22 protein-coding genes and 2 tRNA genes are annotated in these 22416 nt (G+C 67.6%); 13 read left to right on the top strand and 11 right to left on the bottom strand.

Annotated elements, in window-relative coordinates:
* Positions 1-155: 155 nt before the first annotated feature.
* On the bottom strand, positions 156-830 hold the full coding sequence (gene lipB, locus T8T21_RS07385; RefSeq protein ID WP_322337377.1) for a lipoyl(octanoyl) transferase LipB: 675 nt from the start codon (positions 828-830) through the stop codon (positions 156-158).
* Positions 831-1002: 172 nt separating this feature from the next.
* On the opposite strand from lipB, the gene T8T21_RS07380 reads away from it, so the two are divergent.
* The 5 genes from T8T21_RS07380 to T8T21_RS07360 all read left to right on the top strand — a co-directional run bounded on the left by T8T21_RS07380 (position 1003) and on the right by T8T21_RS07360 (position 6384).
* Positions 1003-1089, top strand: a tRNA-Leu gene (locus T8T21_RS07380).
* Between the two features lie 436 nt (positions 1090-1525).
* The gene (locus T8T21_RS07375) at positions 1526-2626 is read left to right on the top strand and encodes an ABC transporter ATP-binding protein (protein ID WP_183471999.1); all 1101 of its coding nucleotides are present in this window, start codon (positions 1526-1528) and stop codon (positions 2624-2626) included.
* A 111-nt stretch (positions 2627-2737) separates the two neighbouring features.
* The gene (locus T8T21_RS07370; RefSeq protein WP_183472001.1) at positions 2738-3862 is read left to right on the top strand and encodes an extracellular solute-binding protein; all 1125 of its coding nucleotides are present in this window, start codon (positions 2738-2740) and stop codon (positions 3860-3862) included.
* 107 nt (positions 3863-3969) lie between these two features.
* A complete protein-coding gene (locus T8T21_RS07365) occupies positions 3970-5526 on the top strand; it encodes an ABC transporter permease (RefSeq protein WP_322337472.1) in 1557 nt (518 codons plus the stop codon).
* Between the two features lie 3 nt (positions 5527-5529).
* On the top strand, positions 5530-6384 hold the full coding sequence (locus tag T8T21_RS07360; protein WP_021692072.1) for an ABC transporter permease: 855 nt from the start codon (positions 5530-5532) through the stop codon (positions 6382-6384).
* 85 nt (positions 6385-6469) lie between these two features.
* On the opposite strand, the gene T8T21_RS07355 is transcribed toward T8T21_RS07360, so the two are convergent.
* From T8T21_RS07355 to T8T21_RS07325, 7 genes are all read right to left on the bottom strand, one after another.
* On the bottom strand, positions 6470-7396 hold the full coding sequence (locus tag T8T21_RS07355; RefSeq protein WP_407660123.1) for an AEC family transporter: 927 nt from the start codon (positions 7394-7396) through the stop codon (positions 6470-6472).
* Positions 7397-7470: 74 nt separating this feature from the next.
* Entirely contained in the window at positions 7471-8271 is an 801-nt protein-coding gene (locus tag T8T21_RS07350; protein ID WP_322337376.1) for an MBL fold metallo-hydrolase, read from the bottom strand.
* Positions 8268-9086, bottom strand: coding sequence for a TatD family hydrolase (locus tag T8T21_RS07345; RefSeq protein WP_322337375.1), 819 nt, complete (start codon positions 9084-9086; stop codon positions 8268-8270). Before T8T21_RS07345 ends, T8T21_RS07350 begins: the two co-directional genes overlap by 4 nt.
* Before the next feature lie 6 nt (positions 9087-9092).
* The gene (locus T8T21_RS07340) at positions 9093-10184 is read right to left on the bottom strand and encodes a DNA polymerase III subunit delta' (RefSeq protein ID WP_322337374.1); all 1092 of its coding nucleotides are present in this window, start codon (positions 10182-10184) and stop codon (positions 9093-9095) included.
* Positions 10181-10813 carry a dTMP kinase gene (gene tmk, locus T8T21_RS07335; protein WP_322337373.1) on the bottom strand — a complete coding sequence of 211 codons (633 nt, stop codon included), beginning with the start codon at positions 10811-10813 and terminating at the stop codon, positions 10181-10183. The genes T8T21_RS07340 and tmk overlap by 4 nt, the downstream gene beginning before the upstream one ends.
* 4 nt (positions 10814-10817) lie before the next feature.
* Positions 10818-12071, bottom strand: a complete 1254-nt coding sequence (locus T8T21_RS07330) for a D-alanyl-D-alanine carboxypeptidase family protein (RefSeq protein WP_322337372.1) — start codon at positions 12069-12071, stop codon at positions 10818-10820.
* A gap of 84 nt (positions 12072-12155) precedes the next feature.
* On the bottom strand, positions 12156-12965 hold the full coding sequence (locus T8T21_RS07325) for an SPOR domain-containing protein (protein WP_322337371.1): 810 nt from the start codon (positions 12963-12965) through the stop codon (positions 12156-12158).
* Positions 12966-13171: 206 nt separating this feature from the next.
* On the opposite strand from T8T21_RS07325, the gene T8T21_RS07320 reads away from it, so the two are divergent.
* Positions 13172-13261, top strand: a tRNA-Ser gene (locus T8T21_RS07320).
* Between the two features lie 589 nt (positions 13262-13850).
* Here T8T21_RS07320 and T8T21_RS07315 read toward each other — a convergent pair.
* Positions 13851-14228 (bottom strand): septal ring lytic transglycosylase RlpA family protein, encoded by a 378-nt coding sequence (locus T8T21_RS07315; protein WP_322337470.1) that lies wholly within the window; start codon positions 14226-14228, stop codon positions 13851-13853.
* Positions 14229-14791: 563 nt separating this feature from the next.
* On the opposite strand from T8T21_RS07315, the gene T8T21_RS07310 reads away from it, so the two are divergent.
* From T8T21_RS07310 to T8T21_RS07280, 7 genes are all read left to right on the top strand, one after another.
* Complete coding sequence (locus tag T8T21_RS07310; RefSeq protein WP_322337370.1) at positions 14792-15571, top strand: heparin lyase I family protein; 780 nt, start codon at positions 14792-14794, stop codon at positions 15569-15571.
* Between the two features lie 158 nt (positions 15572-15729).
* On the top strand, positions 15730-16896 hold the full coding sequence (locus T8T21_RS07305) for a hypothetical protein (RefSeq protein ID WP_322337369.1): 1167 nt from the start codon (positions 15730-15732) through the stop codon (positions 16894-16896).
* A 96-nt stretch (positions 16897-16992) separates the two neighbouring features.
* Complete coding sequence (locus T8T21_RS07300; RefSeq protein ID WP_322337368.1) at positions 16993-17871, top strand: STAS domain-containing protein; 879 nt, start codon at positions 16993-16995, stop codon at positions 17869-17871.
* Entirely contained in the window at positions 17864-18226 is a 363-nt protein-coding gene (locus T8T21_RS07295) for an STAS domain-containing protein (protein ID WP_322337367.1), read from the top strand. The genes T8T21_RS07300 and T8T21_RS07295 overlap by 8 nt, the downstream gene beginning before the upstream one ends.
* Positions 18223-18630, top strand: a complete 408-nt coding sequence (locus T8T21_RS07290; RefSeq protein WP_183473809.1) for an ATP-binding protein — start codon at positions 18223-18225, stop codon at positions 18628-18630. Before T8T21_RS07295 ends, T8T21_RS07290 begins: the two co-directional genes overlap by 4 nt.
* Positions 18627-19625 carry a SpoIIE family protein phosphatase gene (locus tag T8T21_RS07285; RefSeq protein WP_322337366.1) on the top strand — a complete coding sequence of 333 codons (999 nt, stop codon included), beginning with the start codon at positions 18627-18629 and terminating at the stop codon, positions 19623-19625. Before T8T21_RS07290 ends, T8T21_RS07285 begins: the two co-directional genes overlap by 4 nt.
* Positions 19622-20788, top strand: a complete 1167-nt coding sequence (locus T8T21_RS07280; RefSeq protein WP_322337365.1) for a sensor histidine kinase — start codon at positions 19622-19624, stop codon at positions 20786-20788. Before T8T21_RS07285 ends, T8T21_RS07280 begins: the two co-directional genes overlap by 4 nt.
* A gap of 145 nt (positions 20789-20933) precedes the next feature.
* On the opposite strand, the gene T8T21_RS07275 is transcribed toward T8T21_RS07280, so the two are convergent.
* The gene (locus T8T21_RS07275) at positions 20934-21134 is read right to left on the bottom strand and encodes a DUF1127 domain-containing protein (protein ID WP_183473818.1); all 201 of its coding nucleotides are present in this window, start codon (positions 21132-21134) and stop codon (positions 20934-20936) included.
* 174 nt (positions 21135-21308) lie between these two features.
* Complete coding sequence (locus tag T8T21_RS07270) at positions 21309-22340, bottom strand: substrate-binding domain-containing protein (protein ID WP_322337364.1); 1032 nt, start codon at positions 22338-22340, stop codon at positions 21309-21311.
* Positions 22341-22416: the final 76 nt, after the last annotated feature.

The following is a 22416-nucleotide window of genomic DNA, read 5'->3' as shown; positions in this document are numbered from 1 at the left end:
GTCACGGTGCCGCAGGTATGGGGGTCGTGGCGCCCTTTTGGTCCCGTCTGCGAGGGGCCAGCGCATGGTTTTCGGCGCGGCTGCCGCCGCGTGGCAGCGCCGCGCGCGATCCATTGGTCCACGGAGCGCTCACCAAGCCGCGCAGCTGGTTTCTGTCACAGATGCGGGGCGCGCCGCAGCTCTCCTTCGAACCGGCCCGCGAAGCAGCGCTCCAGCGCGGTGTCGAGGTCGGCCATCGTCACCGGAAGGCCGAGATCGACAAGGCTGGTCACCCCGTGCTCGGCGATGCCGCAGGGCACGATGCCGCCGAAGTGCTCCAGATCCGGCTCGACGTTGATTGCCAGCCCGTGAAAACTCACCCATTTGCGCAGCCGGATGCCCAGCGCCGCGATCTTGTCCTCGGCGACGGCGCCCGTGGGGGTCAAAGGCTTGTCCGGCCGCTGGACCCAGACGCCGACCCGGCCGTCGCGCAGCTCGCCCGTGACGTTGAATTCCGCCAACGTGTCGATGACCCAGCCTTCCAGCGCCTTGACGAAGGCCCGCACGTCGCGGCCGCGCGCGCCGACGTCGAGCATCACGTAGACGACGCGTTGGCCGGGACCGTGATAGGTGTATTGCCCGCCACGCCGCGTCTCGAAGACCGGGAAGCGGTCGGGCGTCACCAGGTCCGCGGGCTTGGCCGAGGTGCCGGCCGTGTAGAGCGGCGGATGTTCGAGCAGCCAGATTGCCTCGGGGGCCTCGCCGGCGGCGATGGCCTGCGCCCGGTTTTCCATGGCGGAGAGGGCGTTCTCATAGGGCGTCAGCCCGTCGCTCACGATCCAGTCCACCATTGCCCGTGCTCCGATCCGGTTTCCCTGCGAATGAGGTGCCGTGGGCGGGGCGAAAAGTCAAAGCCGGTGGCGCGATGCGTTTTCTCGCGCTTGACGTGGGGTAGGGGTGATTTTCGCTCTTGCGCTCCCCCGAGAGCCAAGGCTATGAGGCCGCCATCCTACCTGATCACGTGCGGTCGTGGCGGAATTGGTAGACGCGCAGCGTTGAGGTCGCTGTGGGGTAACACCCGTGGAAGTTCGAGTCTTCTCGACCGCACCATTCAGGAGGGCCCGCCGGAGCGGCGGGCAGACAGCCTCCTCGATGACCTGATGAACCGGATGCCGGGCCGCGGAAACGCAGGCCCTTTTTTCGTGTTCGCGGCCTCGCTGGATCCACCGCATTCCGGCTCGCCGATCATGTCGTTTCGCGACATTCGCATGTCGCCATGAGACAGGTGAGAATCGTATTTCGAGAAAATCCTGCTGAGATACATCTTCAGATTGTAGGAAATCTTCCTTGATCTGCCTGCGGCATTGCACCGCGTTGCGAAGCGCGAGAGGCTTGCAGCGCAGGAGGTTGATGCCGCGCCGCAGCGCGAGTGACCCGGCGTCATATCGACTTCTCGGCTATTCGGTTGCAATGCGGAGGGCGGCTTGTTTTAGTTTCCCCAGACAAGCGCGGACCAATCCGCCGGCACAACAACGGGGAGCAAGGCTTGGCCAACGGCTCGAGTTCGGAGGCGTTCGTAGAGTTCGAACGCGTGCAGAAAAGCTATGACGGCGAGAAGCTCGTCGTGAAGGACCTCAACCTGTCTCTGCCCAAGGGGGAGTTCCTGACCATGCTGGGGCCGTCCGGCTCCGGCAAGACCACCTGCCTGATGATGCTCGCGGGCTTCGAGACCGCCACCCATGGCGAGATCCGGCTCGACGGCAAGTCGATCAACAACATCCCGCCGCACAAGCGCGGCATCGGCATGGTGTTCCAGAACTACGCGCTGTTTCCGCACATGACGGTGGGGGAGAACCTCTCCTTCCCGCTCGAGGTGCGCAAGCTGAGCAAGTCCGAGCGCGAGCAGAAGATCGCCCGCGCCCTCGACATGGTGCAGATGGGCGAGTTCAAGAACCGCCGTCCCACCCAGCTTTCGGGCGGCCAGCAGCAGCGGATCGCGCTGGCGCGCGCCTTGGTGTTCGAACCCGAGCTGGTGCTGATGGACGAGCCGCTCGGCGCGCTCGACAAGCAGCTGCGCGAAAGCCTGCAGTTCGAGATCACCGAGCTGGCGCACCGTCTCGGCATCACCGTGGTCTACGTCACCCATGACCAGACCGAGGCGCTGACCATGTCGGACCGCGTGGCGGTGTTCGACGATGGCCGGATCCAGCAGCTGGCGCCGCCCGATGAGCTCTACGAGAAGCCGCAGAACAGCTTCGTCGCCCAGTTCATCGGCGAGAACAACACGCTCGAGGGCGTGGTCGAGAAGATCGACGCGACCTCCTGCCTGGTGCGGCTCGACGGTGGCGAGGTGATCGACGCGCTGCCGGTCAACGTCTCGAAGGTGGGCGAGCGCACCCGCGTCTCGATCCGCCCCGAGCGAGTCGAATCCAACCTCGATCGCCTGCATCCCGACGCGCATACGCTGCCGGCCACGGTGCAGGAGTTCATCTACATGGGTGACACCTTCCGGACGCGGCTCAATGTCGCCGGGCGCGACGACTTCATCATGAAGACCCGCAACGCCCCCGACCAGCCGCGCCTGAAGCCGGGCGAGCAGATCCGGATCGGCTGGCTCGCCGAGGATTGCCGCGCGCTCGACGCCTGACGTCGATCGCGCCACCGCGCCCCGCAAAAGGGGCGCGGCCTATGCGGGGCGTCGTCACCCGGACCGCGTCCCCTGTGAAACCAAGAACCGGGTAAACAACGGGAGTTCTGAATGAACATCACTCGTCTTCTGACCGCGACCACCGCGCTCGTGGCCTCCGCCACCGTCGCCGGGGCGGAAAGCCATGTCGAAATGGCCAATGAGATGACCATCGTCAGCTGGGGCGGCGCCTACCAGCAGAGCCAGCTCAAGGCCTATGTCGAGCCCTATCTCGAGATGCATCCCGAGGTAACCGTCACCTGGGACGAAAGCTCGGCCGAGGCCGTGGCCAAGCTGCGCGCCCAGAACGAAGCCGGCAACGTCACCTGGGACCTCGTCGACGCCACCGCCGCCGACGCGATGCGTCTGTGCGACGAAGGCCTCGCGATGGAAATCGATCCCGATGAGGATCTCGCCCCGGCGCCCGACGGCACCCCGGCCTCCGAGGATTTCGGCGAGGAGATGCTGGTCTCCGACTGCTTCATCCCGCAGATCGCCTATTCCTACACCTTCGGCTACCGCAACGACGTGGCTGAGTGGAACGGCAAGGAGCCGGACAGCATCTGCGACGTGTTCGACCTGGAAAACTTCCCGGGCACGCGGTCGCTCGAGAAGCGTCCCCACAACAACCTCGAATGGGCGCTGATCTGTGACGGCGTCGCCTACGAGGACGTCTACGACGTGCTCGAGACCGAGGAAGGCCAGGACCGCGCCTTCGCCAAGCTCGACACCATCAAGGACGAGACCATCTGGTGGTCCTCGGGCGCCGACACGCCGCAGTTGCTCGCCGATGGCGAAGTCGTCTTCGGTTCGACCTACAACGGTCGCCTGTTCAGCCTGATCGTCGAGCAGGACCAGCCGGTCAACATGATGTGGGACACCCAGTCCTACGATCTCGACGGCTGGATCATCCCCGAGGGTCTCGACGAGGCGTCGCTCGCCCGCGTCAAGGACTTCCTCTACTTCGCGACCGACACCCAGCGTCTCGCGGACCAGGCCAAGTACATCTCCTACGGCCCGGCCCGCAAATCCTCCGCGCCGCTCGTCGGCGAGCACGCCGAGCTCGGGATCGACATGGCGCCGCACATGCCGACCAACCCCGAGAACGCCAAGGGCGCGTTCGTGCAGAACTACGAGTGGTGGGCCGACTACCGCGACGATCTGGACAGCAAGTTCCAGGCCTGGCTCGCCCAGTGACGTCGCGCGCCTGAGCGCATGAGGGACGGGGCCACCACGGCCCCGTCCCACCCCCCAATACCGGAGGCATGATGACCGACAGCGCGACGACACCCCCGAGACAGCCGATGGCGGCGCTCCCGGGCGGCGAGGTGACCGAAGGAGGCCCGATGCTGGCCGCCGATGGCAGGCCTCTCAAGCACAGCCTGAAACGGGCGCTCCGGCGCGAGAAGCTGCGCGCCTTCCTCTTGGTCTCGCCGCTGCTGATCTTCATCCTCGTGGCCTTCGTGGCCCCGATCGCGGACATGCTGTTCCGCTCGGTCGAGAACCAGATCGTCTCCGAGACGCTGCCCCGCACCGTGGTGGCGTTGCGCGAGGACCAGAACCTGCCCGAGGCCGCTCCCGGCGAGCCGGTCTACGAGGCGCTCTACACCGACCTCTTCATCGCCGCCGAGTACAAGTCGCACACGCGCCTCGGCAGCCGTCTCAACTACGAGATGACCGGCCTCAGCTCGCTGTTCCGCGGCACCGGCCGCGATGTCGGCCGCTTCGACACCGATATCTACACCGACCAGTTCGTCGAGGCTGAGCCCGCGCTTGAGGACCCCGTGGCGTGGTCCAACTGGATGGCGAACGACGAGATCCGCGCGGCGCTGCCCGCGACCGCCGACGCCTGGGATGCCTGGGTCAAGCTGACCGTCGAGGCCTATGAGGACGACCCGCTCGAGGAGGATGTCGAGGACTTCGTCTATACCGCGCTCTATCGCGATCTTTCGAACGGCGCCGCGCCTGCCGGCTTCCCCGACGTCGACGTCTCCGGCTTCGAAAGCGTCTCGATCAAGGCGCTGTTCGAGGAGTCGGACGAGGATTGGGTCGATCCCGAGATCTGGCAGGTCATCAAGACCTACAGCCCGGCTTATACCGACGGCTATTTCCTGAACTCGGTCGACATGATGAACGGCCCCGGTGGCGACGCCCAATGGCGCCCCGCCGACGAGCAGATCTATCTCAAGCTGTTCTGGCGCACGATGTGGATGTCGCTGGCGATCACCTTCTCCTGCATCCTGCTGGGATACCCGATCGCCTACTTGCTCTCGACGCTGCCGCTGCGCTCGGCCAACGTGCTGATGATCCTCGTGCTGCTGCCGTTCTGGACGTCGCTGCTGGTGCGGACCTCGGCCTGGAAGGTGCTGCTGCAACAGCAGGGCGTGATCAACGACACGCTGGTCTGGCTCGGCATCGTGTCCGACGCCAACCGTCTCGCGCTGATCAACAACGCCACCGGCACGGTGATCGCGATGACGCACATCCTGCTGCCCTTCATGATCCTGCCGCTCTATTCGGTGATGAAGACGATCCCGCCGAGCTACATGCGCGCTGCCAAGTCGATGGGCGCGAATGACTGGACCGCGTTCTGGCGGGTGTGGTTCCCGCTCTCGGTGCCGGGCATCGGCGCGGGCAGCATCCTCGCCTTCATCCTGTCGATCGGCTACTACATCACGCCCGAGATCGTCGGCGGCACCGAGGGTGTCTTCATCTCGAACCGGATCGCCTATCACATCTCGTCGTCGCTGAACTGGGGCCTCGCGGCCGCGCTGGGCACGATCCTGCTGGCGCTCGTGCTCACCCTCTACTGGGTCTACGACCGGATCGTCGGCATCGACAACGTCAAGCTGGGAGGCTGAGACATGGCTGGACTTCCCCCCTATGCCTCGACCGGCCAGAAGGTCTGGCACTATTCCTACCTGGTGATCTGCGCGGCGATCTTCTTCTTCCTGATCGCGCCGATCCTCATCATCATCCCGCTGTCGTTCAACGCCGAGAACTTCTTCACCTTCACCCCGGAGATGCTGGCGCTGGACCCGGAGGGATATTCGACCAAGCACTACCGCGACTTCTTCACCAACCCCGACTGGCAGGTGCCGTTGTGGAACTCGCTGAAGATCGCGCCCGTCGCGACCTTCCTGTCGGTGGCGCTGGGCACGCTCGCGGCGATCGGCCTGAGCCAGCCCCACGTGCCGTTCCGGCGCGCGATCATGGCGATCCTGATCTCGCCGATGATCGTGCCGCTGATCATCTCGGCCGCGGGCATGTACTTCTTCTACAGCCGGATCGGCCTGCAGGGCACCTATTGGGGCGTCGTGCTGGCGCATGCGGCACTGGGCATCCCATTCGTGATCATCACCGTGACCGCGACGCTGGTGGGCTTCGACCGCTCGCTGACGCGGGCGGCGGCGAACCTCGGCGCGGGTCCGGTGCGCACCTTCTTCAAGGTGCAGATGCCGCTGATCCTGCCGGGCGTGGTCTCCGGCGGTCTCTTCGCCTTCATCACCTCCTTCGACGAGGTGGTGGTGGTGCTCTTCGTCGGCTCCGCCGGGCAGAAGACGCTGCCGTGGCAGATGTTCACCGGCCTGCGTGAGCAGATCTCGCCGACCATCCTCGCCGCCGCGACGGTGCTGATCTCGATCTCGGTGGTGCTGCTGGTCACGCTCGAGGTGCTGCGGCGCCGTTCCGAGCGGCTCCGGGGCATGTCGCCGGGCTGATCCGCCGACCTATTCGCAGAGCTCGAAATGCCCCGCCTGCGTGCGGGGCATTTTGCTGTCGGCCCTTCGGGTTGGGGTCCAAAGCCTAGGGGAGCAGCGCCAGCCAGAGCGTCGCGGTCCCGATCGAGGCCGCGGTGCCGATCAGCACCGCCGAGGCCGCGACCCGCTTGGCCGTGCCGTAGATCGAGGCGAAGAGATAGGCATTGACGCCCGGCGCCATGGCCGCGGTGATCACCGCCGAGCGGAACGCCTCGAGCTTGAGGCCGGCCAGCGAACCGAGGCCCCAGACGACCGCCGGATGCAGCACCAGCGACACCGCGACGACGTAGAGGATCACCCGCATGTCGCCTTCGGGCCGGTAGCGGTAGAGAATGCCGCCCAGCCCGAACAGCGCTGTCGGCAGGCCAGCGCGCGCCATCAGCTCCAGCGCCTCGACGAGCACCTCCGGCATCGGCAGGTTCGACACGTTGACCAAGGCGCCCAGTGCGATGCCGAGGATCAGCGCGTTGCGCCCCATGCCCTTGAGCACCTTGCCGGGCAGCTGCCGCAGCCCGCCGCCCCGGGCCCTCACCAGCTCCATCGCGGTGATGCCGACCGCGTAGCAAAACGGTGAATGCAGAGCGATGATCGCGAAATTTGCCTGCAGCGCATCCGGTCCGTAGGCCCGCTCGGTGATCGGCAGGCCAAGGAGCAACGAGTTCGAGAACAACCCGACGAAGCCGATCGCCACCGCGTCCTCCCAGCTCCGGCCGAAGATCAGCCGGGCGCCGAACAGCCCCGCGAAGAAGCCGGCAAGGGCGCCCGCATAGAAGCTGCCAAGTAGGGCGAGGTCGAACTCCTGCGCGAGATCGAGGCGCGCGATGGCCAGAAACAGCAGGCAGGGGATCGCGAAGCCCTGAGAGAACTTCATCACCCCATCGATCGCCGTCTCACCGATCCAGCCACGCCAGGAGGCGAGGTAGCCGAAACCCAGCACCAGAAAGACCGGTAGAGTGACGGTCAGCAACAGCATGATCGGGCCTCCGCGCGGGCGGGTGCCGCGGAAATGCGTATGGTCGGAACGGCGAAGGGGCGGGGCCCCCGCGTCTAGATGTCGAAGCCGATGGTCATCCCGTCATGCGCGGGCACGACATGATCGGGCGTCTCGGCCGCGAGGGTGGCGTAGTCGAGATCGAAATGCATGTTGGTAAGCACCGCGCGGGCAGGGGCTGCACGGGCGATCCATTCAAGCGTCAGCTCGAGATGCGCGTGGCTCGGATGCGGCTTGCGGCGCAGTGCGTCGACGATCAGGCAGTCGAGCCCGTCCAAGTGTGACCATGCCGCGTCCGGGATCTCTTTGACGTCAGGCAGGTAGGCCAGCGGCCCGCAGCGCAGGCCGAGCGCGGTGATGTCGCCATGCTGGAGATCGAAGGCGGTCAGGCTGATCGGCCCGCCGGCGCCGTCGATCGTCGCCTCGCCTTCGAGCATGTGCAGGTCGCAGATCGGCGGGTAGGAGGAACCTGGCGGCGTCTCGAAGGCGTAGCCGAAACGCGCCAGCAGCGCCTCGCGCGTCGGCGCGTCGGCCCAGCATTGCAGCCGCGCCCGCATGTTGAAGGCGATCATCCGCAGATCGTCGATGCCGTGCACGTGGTCGGCATGGGCGTGGGTCCAGACCACGCCGTCAAGCTCGCCGACCTCGGCTGCCAGAAGCTGGGCGCGCAGGTCCGGCGACGTGTCGACCAGCACGCGGGTTGCGCCGTTCGCGCCATAGCGGGTCAGCAGCAGCGAACAGCGGGTGCGGGCGTTGCGCGGCTCCGACGGGTCGCAGTCGCCCCAAAGATTGCCGAGCCGCGGCACGCCGCCCGAGGAGCCGCAGCCGAGAATGCGCGCCTCCAGCCGGTCGGTCATGCTTGGCTCCGCGGCGAGGACCAGGCGGCTGCCTTGGCGAAGAGCCGATCGAAATTGGCCGATGTCCGGGCCGCGAAATCGGGCAGGGACAGGTCGAACAGCTCGGCACCGACCTTGGCGGTATGGGCGGTGTAGGCGGGCTCGTTCCGGCGGCCGCGATGGGGCGGCGGCGCGAGATAGGGGCTGTCGGTCTCCACGAGAATGCGGTCGAGCGGCGCCGAGGCGAAGATTTCGCGCAGCTCCTTCGAGCGCGGGAAGGCGGCGATGCCCGACATCGACAGATAGAAGCCGAGGTCCAGCGCCGCGCGCCCCAGTGCCGCCGAGGAGGAGAAGCAGTGCATCATGCACTGATACGCCCCGGCCGCGTGTTCCTCCGACAGGATCCGCGCCATGTCGTCATCGGCGTCGCGCGCATGGATGATCAGCGGCAGGCCGCTGCGCCGGGCCGCCTCGATATGGATGCGCAGGCTCTCCTGCTGCACGCTTTTGCTGTCGGCGGTGTAGTGGTAGTCGAGCCCGGTCTCGCCGATGCCGACCATCTTGGGATGTTCGGCCAGCGCGAGCAGATCCTCGACCGAGGCCAGCGGCTCGTCCGCGGCGCTCATCGGATGAGTACCTGCGGCCCAGAACACCGGGTCATGCGCGTCCGAGATGGCGCGCACGGCATCCGCGTTCTTCAGCCGGGTGCAGATCGTGACCATCCGCTTCACGCCGGCTTCGATGGCGCGAGCGATCACCGCGTCGCGTTCCTCGGCAAAGTCGGGAAAGTCGAGGTGGCAATGCGCGTCGACAAGTTGGAAATCTGGAGAAGTCATCTGGCCTCAGGCTGCGGCGACACCGGTCGCCATCGCTTCGATCCTCAGCAGCATATCTAGGAGCAGCGCCGATGGGTCAAGGTTGACCGCCCGCCCGTGCCGCGCCCGCGCCGACAGCTCCTGCTGCAGCCCGGCGACGCGCCGTGCCGCCGCCGGATCAGGCGCCAGCGTGACAAGAAGGCGCGCCTCGCCCGGCGCGGCTTCGGTCTCCGGCGCGCCCGCGAGTCCGGCCCGCGCCGCGCGTACCAGCAGCAGGTCGATCAAGTCGAGCAGCAGGGGAAAGCGTGTCTCAACCCCCTTGCCGCCGCAGCTGTCGGCCATGGCGATGGCGCGCGGACGGTCGAGATGCGGTAGCCCCGACAGCAGCGCCACCAGCTCGCCATAGAGCGCGACGCCCTCGGCCTGCGCGACCCGGGCAGCGGCCCCGACGGATCCCGCGGCGAGGACCGACAGCGCCTCGGGCGCCGCGCCGGTCACCCCGGCCTGTTCCAAGGCCCGCGCCATCGGCTCAGGCGCGAGCGGGCGCAGTCGCAGCACGCGGCAGCGCGAACGGATCGTCGGCAGGAGCGCCGAGGGCTGGTGCGCGATCAGCATGAGCGTGGTGTCGGCGGGCGGCTCCTCCAACTCCTTGAGCAGCGCATTGGCGGCCGAGACGTTCATCTCATCGGCGGCGTCGACGATGACAGTGCGGTGGCCACCATCGGTGGAACTGAGGTGGAAGAAGCTGCGCAGCTTGCGCATTTCCTCGGCACGGATCTGCGCCGACAGACGGTCGCCCTTGTCGTTCGGTCCGCGCCGCAGCACGAAGAGCCGCGGATGTGACCCAGCCCGGATCAGCCGCAGATCGCGGTCATCCGCCGGCAGGTCGAGACCGCGATCGGCGTCGTGACCGCCCAGCAGATGCGCCGCGATGCGGTAGGCGAGCGTGGCCTTGCCCACCCCCGCCGGCCCGGTCAGCAGCCAGCCCGAATGCAGCCGCCCTCCCGCCTGTGCAGCGAGGAACTCCTCGACGGCGGCGTCCTGGCCAAAGAGCTGCGCCGTCTCGCGCGGATGCGGCAGGCCCGGCAGGCCGGTCGGATCGGGGAGATCCTCGCTCACGGCGCGAGACCGAGGCGGGGCAGGGCGATGGCGGCGATCTCTTGGGCCAAGGCCTCCGGCGCGCGATCGCCATCGATCACCCTGAAGCGGTCGGGTGAAGCGGCGGCAAGTTCAAGAAAGCCGGCGCGCAGTGTCTGCTGGAAGCCGAGGCCCATCTCTTCGAACCGATCCTCTCCGGAACCGCGGGCGAGCCCGCGCGCCAGCGCGGTCGCCGGGTCCATGTCGATGAGGAAGGTGAGATCCGGCTCGGTGCCTATCGTCAGCGCGTGCAACCGGTCCACCATGTCGCGCAGATCGCCGCGCGTCGCACCTTGGTAGACCCGGGTGGAATCCGCGAAGCGGTCGGTGATCACCGGGCGGCCCGCCTCCAGCGCCGGACCGATGGTCCGCTCCAGATGGTCGCGCCGCGCGGCGGTGAACAGCAGCAATTCGGTCTCGGCCGACCAGCGGGCCGTATCGCCGGTTAGAAGGAGCTGCCGGATTTCCTCGGCACCGGGGCTGCCGCCGGGCTCACGGGTCAGAACGGGGTCGAGGCCCCGGGCCCGCAGGCTGTCATGCAGGCGACGCGCCTGGGTCGACTTGCCCGAGCCGTCGATGCCCTCGAAGCTGATGAAGAGGCTGCGTGCCACGTGCTCAGGTTTCGTCGCCGGTCGTCGCCTCGGCATTCGGGGCGGGCTCGGCCTCGGGCTCCGCCCGCGGCACGCCGCCCAGCGGGTCCAGCCCGGGAAGGGCGACGCCCTCGGGGCCGAAGCGGTCGAACAGCACCGTGGCCGCGACCCGGACGCGCGGCAGGAAGCCGCCACGCGCGACCGCGTTCTCGGCCACCAGCGGCACCCGGGTGGCCGGCATGCCTTCGCGCGCGATCACCAGCTCGGCCAGTTCCTGACCGGCTTCGATCGGTGCCTCGATCGGACCTTGGTAGACCACCTCGGCCTCGACATCGTCGCGCGCCGTGATCGGCAGCAGCAGCGAGACATCCTCGGCCAGCGTCAGGCCGACGCGGTCGCGCTCGCCCATCCAGACCTCGGCTTCGGCGATCCGGGTGCCAGCCTCGCCGATGTCACGCTGCGCGAATTGGCGAAAGGACCAGTTGACGATCCGCTCGGCCTCGACCCGCCGCGCTTCGTTGCTGTCGAGACCGGTGACCACGAAGATCACCCGCCGCTCGCCCTGCTTGGCCGAGCCAACGAGGCCATAACCGGCTTCAGAGGTGTGGCCGGTCTTGAGCCCGTCGGCCCCGATGCCCAAGCCAAGGATCGGGTTGCGGTTCTGGCTGTTGGAGGGCACCCGGCCGTCGAACTCAAACTCCTGCTCGGCGAACATCGGGTAGAAGGTCGGGAAGTCCGAGATCAGGTGGCTGGCGAGAATGCCAAGATCGCGCATCGACATGCGCTGCGACGGGTCCGGCCAGCCGTTGGAGTTGGCGAAGGTGGAGTTCATCATGCCCATCTCGCGGGCCCGCTTGGTCATCAGCTGCGCGAAGCCCGCCTCGGTTCCGTCGGGCGAGAGCGCCTCGGCCAGCACGGCGGAGGCGTCGTTGCCTGACAGCACGATCACGCCGCGCAGCAGGTCCTCGACCCGGACGCGGTCGGTGGTGTCAAGGAACATCGAGGAACCGCCATAAGAGGCGGCATGTTCGGAGACCGGCAGGCGCTGGTCGATCGACAGCCGGCCCGAGGCCACCGCCTCGAACGCCATGTAGAGGGTCATCAGCTTGGACATCGAGGCCGGCGGCAGTGGCTCGTCCGCGTTCTTGGCCAGAAGCTCTGTGCCGGTGGTGTGGTCGAGCACGTAAGCTGCGCGGGCGGGCGTATCGAAGCTCTGGGCACGGGCCAGCGGCACGAGGGCCACGAGCGTCGCGGCAGCGAGGAAGACGGCACGGATCATCAGGGTCGCTCCGGTCGGTTGGCGGGCCGCGCCGGGGCGGCCGGTCGGGTTGGGCGATCCGGGCCCGTCGGGGCCCGGATCGCGTCAGTTTCGCACGAAATAGGCGTCGGTGAAGCCCAGCGCCTTCACGCGAGCGAGAGCGGCGTCGCGCGCCGCCGCATCGGCGGCCGGGCCGACCACCACCCGCCAGTAGGGCGCGCCCTGGATCTCTGAGGCCACGACCTTGGCGGTAAGCCCCTCGACTTCCATCGCGGTGGCGGTGTTGCGCGCATTGGCCTCGACCGAGAAGATGCCGAGCTGGATGAAGGGCCGGTCGAGATCGCTCGCGGCCGGGGTGGGGGCCGCCGCGGCCGCGGTCGGCGCAGGCTCGGACGTCGTCTCAGGCGCGGTGCCTTCGGCGGGCGGCAGCGGCACCGCGGCGATCGGCTCGGCAGCGTCGAAGTCGGTCATCGCGCCGGGGGCCTGCGGCGTGCCGGAATCATCCCGGCGCAGCGCGGTGACGTTGAGCGTCGCGGGCGCGCCGGCCAGCATGCCCAGCGCTTCGGCGGCCTCGGAGCTGACCTGCAGCGCCGGACCCGGCGTTTCACGCTCGCGCCGGAAGAGCGCGCCGATCACGAAGCGGCCATTGGCCTGATTGCGGATCACCACCTGACCGATCTGCTCGACGTCGACCTCGGGATAGGCGACCCAGACGCCGCCCAGGGAGGGGCGGCCATCCCACAAGCCCGGCTCGGTGACCTGGAACACGCCCGGCGCTTCGACATCGCGCGAGACGATCTCGGTGCGGGCCGTGTCCGAGGCCACGCCACCGGAACCGGTCTCGCCGCAGGCGCCAAGCGTGAGCAGCGCGCCGGTCAGCATGATGACCGGCCGCGCGAGAATGGTGGCTGGCATGTCTCGTTCCTCGTTTGCCCCGATCGGGCCGTTGTCCGGCCGACTGTTTTCTGCGCGCCGCCGCCGGGCTGGCCGGAACGGGCGGCGCGGGCCGACCATATCGGCGGCCTCGCGGCATGGAAAGCCGGTAGCTGCGCGGACTTGCGGAAATTCGCGGAGACGGGCCTCTTCCCGAATCGCGCTCCAGCGCTTAGGCGATGCCGGCCGGAGGAGTGGCAGAGTGGTCGATTGCAGCGGTCTTGAAAACCGCCGTGCGTGAGAGCGTACCGTGGGTTCGAATCCCACCTCCTCCGCCAAGGATGTGCGTCACACCCGAAAACATCAGTGGCTAAGGCTTGTACCGAAAGGGTGTACTGCCCCTGCAGCCCTCCGACTCGGGTTCGGCTTAGCTAGCCTTTGCATTCGACGTATCGAGATGCGGGCGAGGGCGGCCTAGCCATCCTTGAGCTGGCGTCTCGCCTAGAAGACAAAGCGCTCAGCCTGCTCGTGACGAGGGGATGGTTGAAGGCATGAATTCCAACATCTTAGACCCCGGCGACAGCCTCTCTATGTGAATGCCATTCACCGCTACGTTCCACGACTCCCTAAAAAGCTTCCAGTCGTGCACGCCACGGAAAGCCTTCTCGATCAGAACTAGGGCAATCTTTCAGGGGTATAGTCGATGTGGCCTGGCAATTAGTGTGGGCCAAGCTTTGATTCAGATACGAAAAAAAGTGACACTCTCATTTCTCAGCATCACACGCTCAAACGCGGCGAGATCGCGTGAATGGCGATACTCGGCCATCCGGTGCCACCCTCAAGCGGCCGCTGGTTCAAGCGTAGTGCCGGGACTGGGCTGAGGCGACGATCTGCATCGCCCAAGCCTGTTCTTATTCGTCCACCGTCTCAGGCGAGCACTTCGATGGTCACGCGGCCGACGCCGGTGTCGAGGATGCCGATATCCGCCGCCGCTTCCTTCGACAGGTCGATGACGCGGTTCTTGGCATAGGGGCCACGATCGTTGATCCGCACCACGACCGACTCGTCGGTCGCTTCATTCGTGACGCGGACTCGCGTTCCGAAAGGCAGGTTGGGGTGGGCCGCGGTGAGGTCGTTCATGTCGTAGGTCTCGCCATTCGCGGTCTGGCGGCCATGGAAGCCGGGTCCGTACCAGGAAGCGGTTCCCTCGAAGACCTTGGTAACGCCGCCGTCATGAGCGGATGCAAAGGGCGTCGTCGCAAGCAGGCAGCCGGCGGTCAAAGCGGTTCGAAGCATGTTGGTCATCTTGATCACAGGCCCGTCCTTCAGTCCCAATCATTTGCCGTGCAGCCTACCTGCCTATCGCATGCCGTATGCGCAACGTTGATTGGCTTGCGGTTCCGACCGGAGGTAAAAGCCGGCGAGGGCCTGCCAATTGCCCTTCCCGTGGGTGGCGCATATCCGCCGGAAACGAGCATTCCCCATCCTTTGAACGGCGCGCCTCTTGAAGTGTCTCGGTTGTGCCCGATGTCAGAGCGCTTGTCTTTTCGGCTACTGGATCGAGCCCCCTACGTTCGGCTGAAGCGCTTGGTACGTCGGAGGGATTGGCGGTCGAGCTAGAGACCCCTTCCAAGAATGATTGCCTCAAATGCTCTGGCCGAACCTGCATCGAGCCTGCCGATCTGCTCCTGCGATGAGTTCTCAAGCGGTCATCCCCGGCAAAATCGTGATACCTTGGCGATATCAGCCAAGCGGATCCATAGTCTGGTTTTCGCTTCATTTCCGATTTCTGGCAGCGCTCTCGATCAAGCCGTCGGTTTTCCAGTTAAGGGGTAAATATGCGTTTTTCCTATTCAATCAGTCATTTGATGACCCGTGTCGTCGCGATCGCGGTGTTGTCTTTTCCGGCGCTCGCGCATGCCGAACTTCGGGTCGAGCGGAGCCTCAACGACACACCGCATGGCTTCTTGCGGGTGTCGTCGCCGGTACGAGCCGGGCGTACCGCGCAGTATTTCGAACTACGCCACGGCGATTGCGGGGCGGATCGCTGGCATAGCGATTGCGCCACCGATCGCGAGCGTACCGAGGTTTGGCTGCCGGACGATCAATGGGGGCCCGGCACGCTGCAATGGATCGGGTACAGCATCTATCTTCCGCCGGATTTCCCCGAGATCGATCCGCTGGGAACCGTCGCGGGGCAGATCCACATGCAGGGCGGACCGACCAACATGCGCGGCGGACATCCGTCGCAGCCCGGGGTTCTGCTCATGGATCTGAACCAGTCGGGCTACACCGCCTGCGTCATCAGGCTGAGCGGACCGCGACAGGCGGTGCAGGACGATTGCCTGCATGTGCAGATCGCCACTCTTGGCCAGATGAGGGGGAGGTGGACGGACATCCAGATTGGCCTCGACCTGCGTCGACAGGGGGGCAGCATCGAGATCTGGGCGAATGGCCGTCTCGTCAAACGCGTCGAGGGTTTCCACCCGCACATGGGGGAGCGTTATTATTTCAAATACGGCCTCTACCGGTCCTTCATCTCTCGTTATCCCGGACGCATCCCGACGCAATGGGTGGTGTTCGACGAGGTCCGCCTCGGTCAGTCGCGCGAAGAGGTGGTCGTGCGCGAGCAGGCCCCGGTCAATTGAGGGGGGCAGTCCGGAGCGCAGGACAGGCCGTCGCCCATGCGGCGCGGAAATGTCCCAGCCCGGCACTTTCTCTGGCCTGAACGAGACATTGCGCGCCTCGCGATGGACAAGCGCCACTGCACCGGTCCAGTCTGAGGCGGCAACCGAAAGGGGCTGGAATGGGCAGGACCGTGGCGGAGGCCGATGGCAACGGGGCGCTCGACCTGTTGCGGATCGAGGTGCTCGCGGCACGGATCGAGGCGCATGGGCGCGCCGACCCGGATGCAGGCAATCTGTGGCGTTCGGAAATGGCAGTGGCCGAGGCCGTCGCTTCCGTGGCGCTCGAAGGGCGGCGGCTGAGCGAGACCGACCTGCTGCCGCGCGTTGCGGGTGGCGCCGTCGCCGGCGACCCCGTGGCGGGCGAACAGGCGCTGGCGCTGATCCGGGCGCTGAAGGCGCCGGGCGATCCGATCGCGCAGCCGGCCGAGACACTGGAGCGGCTCGAACGCCGGGTGGGCGGGCGCGGCTGGAATGACGATCAGACGGAGCCGGACGCCGATGCCTCGCTCTTCGCGCTGCGCGATGCTCTGGCGACCTTGCGGCCCGGGGATCCCCCGATCCTGGCTGGGCTGCGGGTCAGTGCCGCCTACGCATTCGCCACCGAGCGCGCGCAGCCGATGGTCGAACGGGCGCTGTTCATGGCGGTGGAGGGCGCGCGGCGCCGGGAGGTGCCCGGACCCGGCGGCGCCGTGACACATGAGGAGGATCCGTTGCGTGGGCTCTCGGGCCGGGTCGATGCCGACTGGGTGGCGACGCCGGCGCTGGCGCTTTCGACCCATGGCTACAAGCCGTGGTCGCCAGCGAGCCCTGCCGGTCTCGCCGATCTGCTCGAGGGGCTGGGGCATGTGCTGGGCATGGAGATTGGCCGTGTCGGCCGGGCCCGCGACTGGCTGCGCCGCGCCCGGGCCTGCGGCGAGGGGCGGCACGGCCGCTCGCGACTGGGCGACGCGGCGCAGGCCTTCGCCTCGGCGCCCTGCCTGACGGCAGGGCTTCTCGCCGACCGGATCGGCGTGACCCCGCGTGGCGCAACCAACCTGATCGACGCGCTGGTGGCTGAGGGGCTGCTGCGCGAGATCACCCGCCGGCGGACAGCGCGGATCTGGTCGGTGCCGGGGCTGGCGGAACGGCTCGCGGCGCGCCCGCGGAAGGTGGCGACCCGGCCGCCGACTGAGACCGTCGCGCCTGATCCGCAAGCCGGCCGGGCGGCGATGGCACGCGCCTTTGCTGATCTCGACGCGGCGCTGGGCCGGGCCGACTTGCTGCTGGGACGCCGTCGCGGCGGCTGAGCCCCGGCGGTGCCGTGCCGGCAGGGGCAGGCAAGGCTTTTCTTCTGCTCTGTCAACGCCTATCGATGGCGCCGCCGTGACCAGTTAGGATCCATCATGACCGCAGCGATGACCGAGGTAAGCCGCCTCCTGCAGGAGGATTTCGAAGAGGTGGTCGACGCCTGGTTCGCCACGCAGAAGCGCGAGGGCGTGCGCCGGCCCGATCTGTTTTCCGATCGCGAGAGCCGCCGCCAGCTCTCGGATCTGCTGCGCGCCTTCGCCGATACGCTGGGGCGGATCGATATGAGCCAGAGCGTCGACGTCGACGCCGAGGAGTGGTCGGACCTGCGCCTCGCGCTCTCAGAGATCACGCTTGTGCGCGCCGAGCGCGGCGTCGCGCCCTGGGAAATGACGACCTTCGTTCTGGCGCTCAAGCAGCCGGTTTTCGGCAAGCTGAACGAGCGGCTGCGCGACACGCCCGATCGGCTGTTGCAGGAGGCCGCCGATTTCGGGCGCATCGTCGATGCCTTTGCGATGCACATCAACGAGCACTTCATCGCCGAGCGCGACGAGATCATCGAGCGTCAGCGCGCCGAGATGATGGAGCTGTCGACCCCGGTCGTGCAGCTGTGGGAGCGGGTGCTGACCATCCCGCTGATCGGCACGCTCGACTCGATGCGCGCCCAGGAAGTGATGGAAAACCTGCTCAACGCCATCGTCGAGCATCAGGCCGAAGTGGTGATCGTCGACATCACCGGCGTGCGGGTGGTGGATACCCAGGTCGCCCAGCACCTGCTGCGCACCGCCGCCGCGGTGCGGCTGATGGGTGCCGAGGCGATCATCTCGGGCATCTCGCCTAAGATCGCCCAGACCATGGTCGAGCTCGGCGTCGACGTGGGCGAGGTGACTACGCGGCCCTCGATCCGCGCGGCCCTGGCCGAGGCGTTCCGCAGGGTCGGCTTCGCCATCACCCGGGTCGAGGACACCCGTGTCTGAGGCGGCCTCGATCTACAAGGTCGACAAGGTGCTGCTGGTCGCGATCCGCGACAACATCACCGACACCGACATCATCAATCTTCAGGAGGATCTGTCCGAGCGGATCGTCAGCGAAAAGGCGCGTGGTGTCGTGATCGACATCGAGGCGCTGGAGATCGTCGACACCTTTGTCGGCCGCATCCTCGCGCAGCTCTCGGCGATCTCGCGGCTGCTGGCGGCCGAGACATACATCGTCGGCATGCGCCCGGCGGTGGCGATGACGCTGGTCGAGCTGGGCATGGACCTGCCGGGCTCCAAGACCGCGCTGTCGCTCAGTCACGCGCTGCGCGCGCTGAAGGCCAAGGGGCTGGCGTGAGCGGCCCGCCGGCCGAGCCGGCGGCCCGCGTCGAGCTGCGCCAGGAGCGCGACGTGGCGGCGGCGCGGCTCGCCGTATCGCGGGTGATGGATGCGATGGGCGCCCGGGCGCTGCGCAAGACCCGTTTCGTCACCGCCGTGAGCGAGATCGCCCGCAACGCGCTCGACCATGGCGGCGGCGGGGTGATCGAGGTCTGGCGGCTGGACCGGCCCGCGCGAATCATGATCCGCTGCCGCGACGAGGGACCCGGCATCGCCGATATCGATCAGGCGATGACCGACGGCTTCTCGACCGCGCGCAGCATGGGCAAGGGGCTGGGCGGAGCCAGACGACTGGTCGAGGCGTTCCGCATCGACAGCCGGCCCGGGGTCGGGACCACCGTCGAAATGGAGGCCAGACCATGAGGCATGTCGTCGAAGTGAGCGAACCCAGCGCCGTGGCCGAAGCCCGGCGGCTGGGGCGCAATCTGGCCGAGAACGTGGGGCTGGACGCGACCCGCACGGCCGCGCTGGCCATCGTCGTGACCGAAATGGCAACCAACCTCCTGCGGCATGCCAAGGGCGGGCAGTTGATGCTGCTGGCGCAGCCCGTTGCAGGGCCGCGCGTGGCGCTGGCGGCGATCGACCGCGGTCCCGGCATCCCCGATATCGAGCAGGCGCTCTCCGACGGGTTCTCGACCGGATCGAGCGCGGGGGGCGGCCTCGGTGCGATGAAGCGGCTGGCCGACAGCTTCGAGATCCAGTCGACGCCCTCGCAGGGGACCGTCACGGTCTGCGGCTTCGGCGAATCGCCGGTGCTGGCCGGGGTCGAGATCGGCGGTTTCCTGACAAACTACCCCGGTGACCGGGCCTGCGGCGATGCCTTGCATGCGCGCAATGTCGGCGGTCGGGTCGATCTCATCTCGATCGATGGGCTGGGCCATGGGGCCCGCGCTGAAGTCGCCGCCACCGAGGCGCTCGACGGCTTCGCCGCGTTGCGGGGCGACGATCCCGCGCGCCTTCTGGCCGAGCTGTCGGCGCGGCTTTCGGGGAGCCGCGGCTCTGTCGCCGCCCTGGCGCAGATCGAGGCTGCGGATGGCCGGCTCAGCCTTGCGGGCATCGGCAACATCTCGGCGCTGTTGGTGCGGCCCGGGGGGCGGATGCGGCGGTTGATCAGCCGCGAGGGGCGGCTTGGCGGAGCGGTGCGCACGCCGCCGATCGAAACCGAGACGATGACGCTGGGTGACGTGCTGATCCTGCACAGCGACGGGCTTTCGACGCTGCGCAGCCCGGCCGATCTGCCGGAGCTTGCAGGCATGAGCTGCGCGATGATCGCGGCGCAACTCATTCGAGACCGGGCGAAAGGGCGCGACGACTGCTGCGCGCTGGTCGCCCGGCTTGCCCCGGAGGAGGCGGCATGAGGATCACGACGCTGAAGATCGAGGCCGATGACGACATCGTGCGCCTGCGCATGGTCGGTCAGGAGGTGGCGCGACGCTGTGGTTTCGGCAAGTTCGCCGAGACCCGCATCGTCACCGCGCTGCTCGAGCTGGGCAGGAACATCGTTCAGCATGGCGGTGGCGGCCGGATGATCCTGACGCTCGAGCCGCGCGACGCCGGCCTCGACCTCGTGGCCGAGGCGATCGACCATGGTCCGGGCATCTCCGATCTCGACGCCCGGCTCTCGGCCGCCGGGCCGCTGCCGGGCACCAATGGCGGACCCGCTGCGGGCCTTGGCCTCGGACTGCGCGGTGTCCGGCGGATCGCCGACCGGATGGATGTGGATACCGGTCCGGAAGGGACGCGGATCCGGGTGATCTTCGCCACCTCGTGCGGGGCAGCTGAGGCGGCCGCGCTGGGCAGCGAGATCGGCGAGGCGCTGGCGGTGCTGCGACGGGCCGACCCGGCCGCGATGCTCGCCCAGCAGAACCGTGATCTCCTCGATGCGCTCGAGGAACGCGATCTGCTGATGGCCGAGGTGCACCATCGCACCAAGAACAACCTCGCCCTCGTGACCGGGCTGATGCGGCTGTCGCGCAGCGCCGCCAAGACCGAAGAAACCCGCGAGGTGCTGCGCGATCTCGAACTGCGGGTGAAGGCGATCACGGCGCTGCACGACCGGCTGCAGCGCGCCGCCGGAGCGGACAGCACGCCGCTGCTGCCGTTGTTGCGCGACGTGGCGGAGCAGACGCGGCAAGCCTTCTCGACGCCGGATCAGGAGGTCGCGGTAGCGGTGACGGGTGAGGCCCTGAGCCTGTCGGGCAATGCCGCGACCGATCTCGCACTGGCGGCCGGCGAGTTGATGACCAACGCATGCAAGCATGCCTTTGCCGGTCGCGACAAAGGCCGGCTGCACGTGGCGCTGGCGCGCGAGGAGGGGATGCTCAAGCTCACCGTCGCGGATGACGGCTGCGGTCTGGCGCCGGGGATGGAGCGTCCCGAACGCTCGGACTCGCTGGGCTGGCGGATGATTCGCACCATGGTTCAGAAACATGGCGGCTTTGTGCGCACCTCTGGCGGCACGACCGGTCTGACGGTGGAGCTGGGCTTTGGCGAGGCGCAGCTGGGACTGCGCGAGGACTGAATCAGTATCCCGGAAAAGAGAAAGGCGGCGGCGCCCGGGAGGAGAGGTGCCGCCGCCTTGTTATGTGGACGGTGAGGGAGGAGGGCCGTCATGTACCGCCCAACCCCCTAGGTTCGGAAAAGATCCGCGCCGGATGGCGAAAAACTCAGCCGCGGCGCGCCGACTGACGGGCGATCTCTTCGATCATCGAACGATGGATGCCCAGATCGGCCAGCTCGCGCTCGCTCAGCGCGGAGAGTTCGCGGCGGGTGGTGCCGTAGGCGCGGGCGCTGGCCCGCCAGGCGGTCAGGCGGCCAATGAGACGGGCGAGGGGAGAGGTGGGGCGGGTGGCGACGAGCGTGGTCATTGGCTTTGGTCCTTGGGCTTGTGCGACGGGCAGCACGCCGTCGACCGGAGCGGCAACCCTGTGGCGCCGTTGAGCCTCATCTGGCGTTTCACGGCACCGGTGACCATGGCCGAAAGCGCCGCAGCGACTTGCATCCACCGCATGGCACCATAATAGCCGAACCGTTTCGGGATTTCACTCTACCGAAGGCGACGACACCGATCCCGCCTCGATCACCTCGAAATCACCCAGCCGCTGCAGATCCGCGAGCGGCTGCCCCTCGATCGCGCCGATCAGCCCTTGGGCCAGCGGCTCCCAGCTGAGGGACAGTGCCGAGCGGGTGCCCGAACAGGGCGGTAGCGCCAGCAGGTCCTCGCCCGGAAGCGCATCGTCATGCGCCACCACCGAAACATCATGCGGCACCCGCAGGCCGAGCATCGCGAGCGCATTGTGGATGCCCTTGGCGATCAGCATGTTGCCGGCAATGAGCGCGCTCGGGCGGGGGCCATCGCTGGACATCATTCTCAACGTGGCAAGGGCGCCGTGGCTTTCGGTCATCTGGCCGTGTTCGTGGAGGGCAGGGTCGGCCGGAAGCCCGGCCGCCTCCAGCGCCCGCTCCCAACCGAGACGGCGATGATCGGCATAGCACATCTCGGCCAGCCCGTTGATGAAGCCGATCTTGCGATGACCGGCGCGCAGCAGCATCTCCGTCAGCGTCCTGCCGACCGCCAGGTTGTCGATGTCGTAATAGGGATAGTCGGGCGCGTCGCTGCCACGACCATGCATCACCAGCGGCACGCCCCGCCCCTGCAGATAGGTCACGCGGCGGTCGTCCCGTTCCGGCTCGATCAGCACGAAGCCGTCGAGCGACCCGCCATCGATCAGCCTGCGATGCACCGCCACCACGTCCTCGCCCTCTTCGGCGGCGTGCAGCACGAACAGTCGGCCGCGCCGCGAGAAGGCCCCCGACAGCCCCCGCACCATTTCCACGAAGAGACTGTCGCGCGGTGTCCGGTCGAGCGGCGGCAGCACCAGCCCGACGATGTGGGAGCGGCCGGAAGCCAGCTTGCGCGCCGAAAGATTCGGGCTGTAGTTCAACGCCTTGGCTGCTTTTCTCACCCGGATCTTGGTTTCGGCGCTGACATCGGCGTGGTCGTTCAACGCACGGCTCACCTGCGTGACCGACAGCCCTGTGCTGGCCGCGATGTCCTTGAGTGTCGCCGACATGATCTCTCCCGCGTTTGCCGCGGCACCTTGTCAAACCGAAACGCTTCGGGCAAGCCTGCCCGTGACCCGATGGCAC

Origin of the sequence: Limimaricola variabilis, from assembly GCF_034371605.1 — a bacterium.
GTDB lineage: Bacteria > Pseudomonadota > Alphaproteobacteria > Rhodobacterales > Rhodobacteraceae > Limimaricola > Limimaricola variabilis.
Note: the sequence above shows the minus strand (reverse complement) of the source record. Positions and strands in the feature narration are given on the sequence as shown.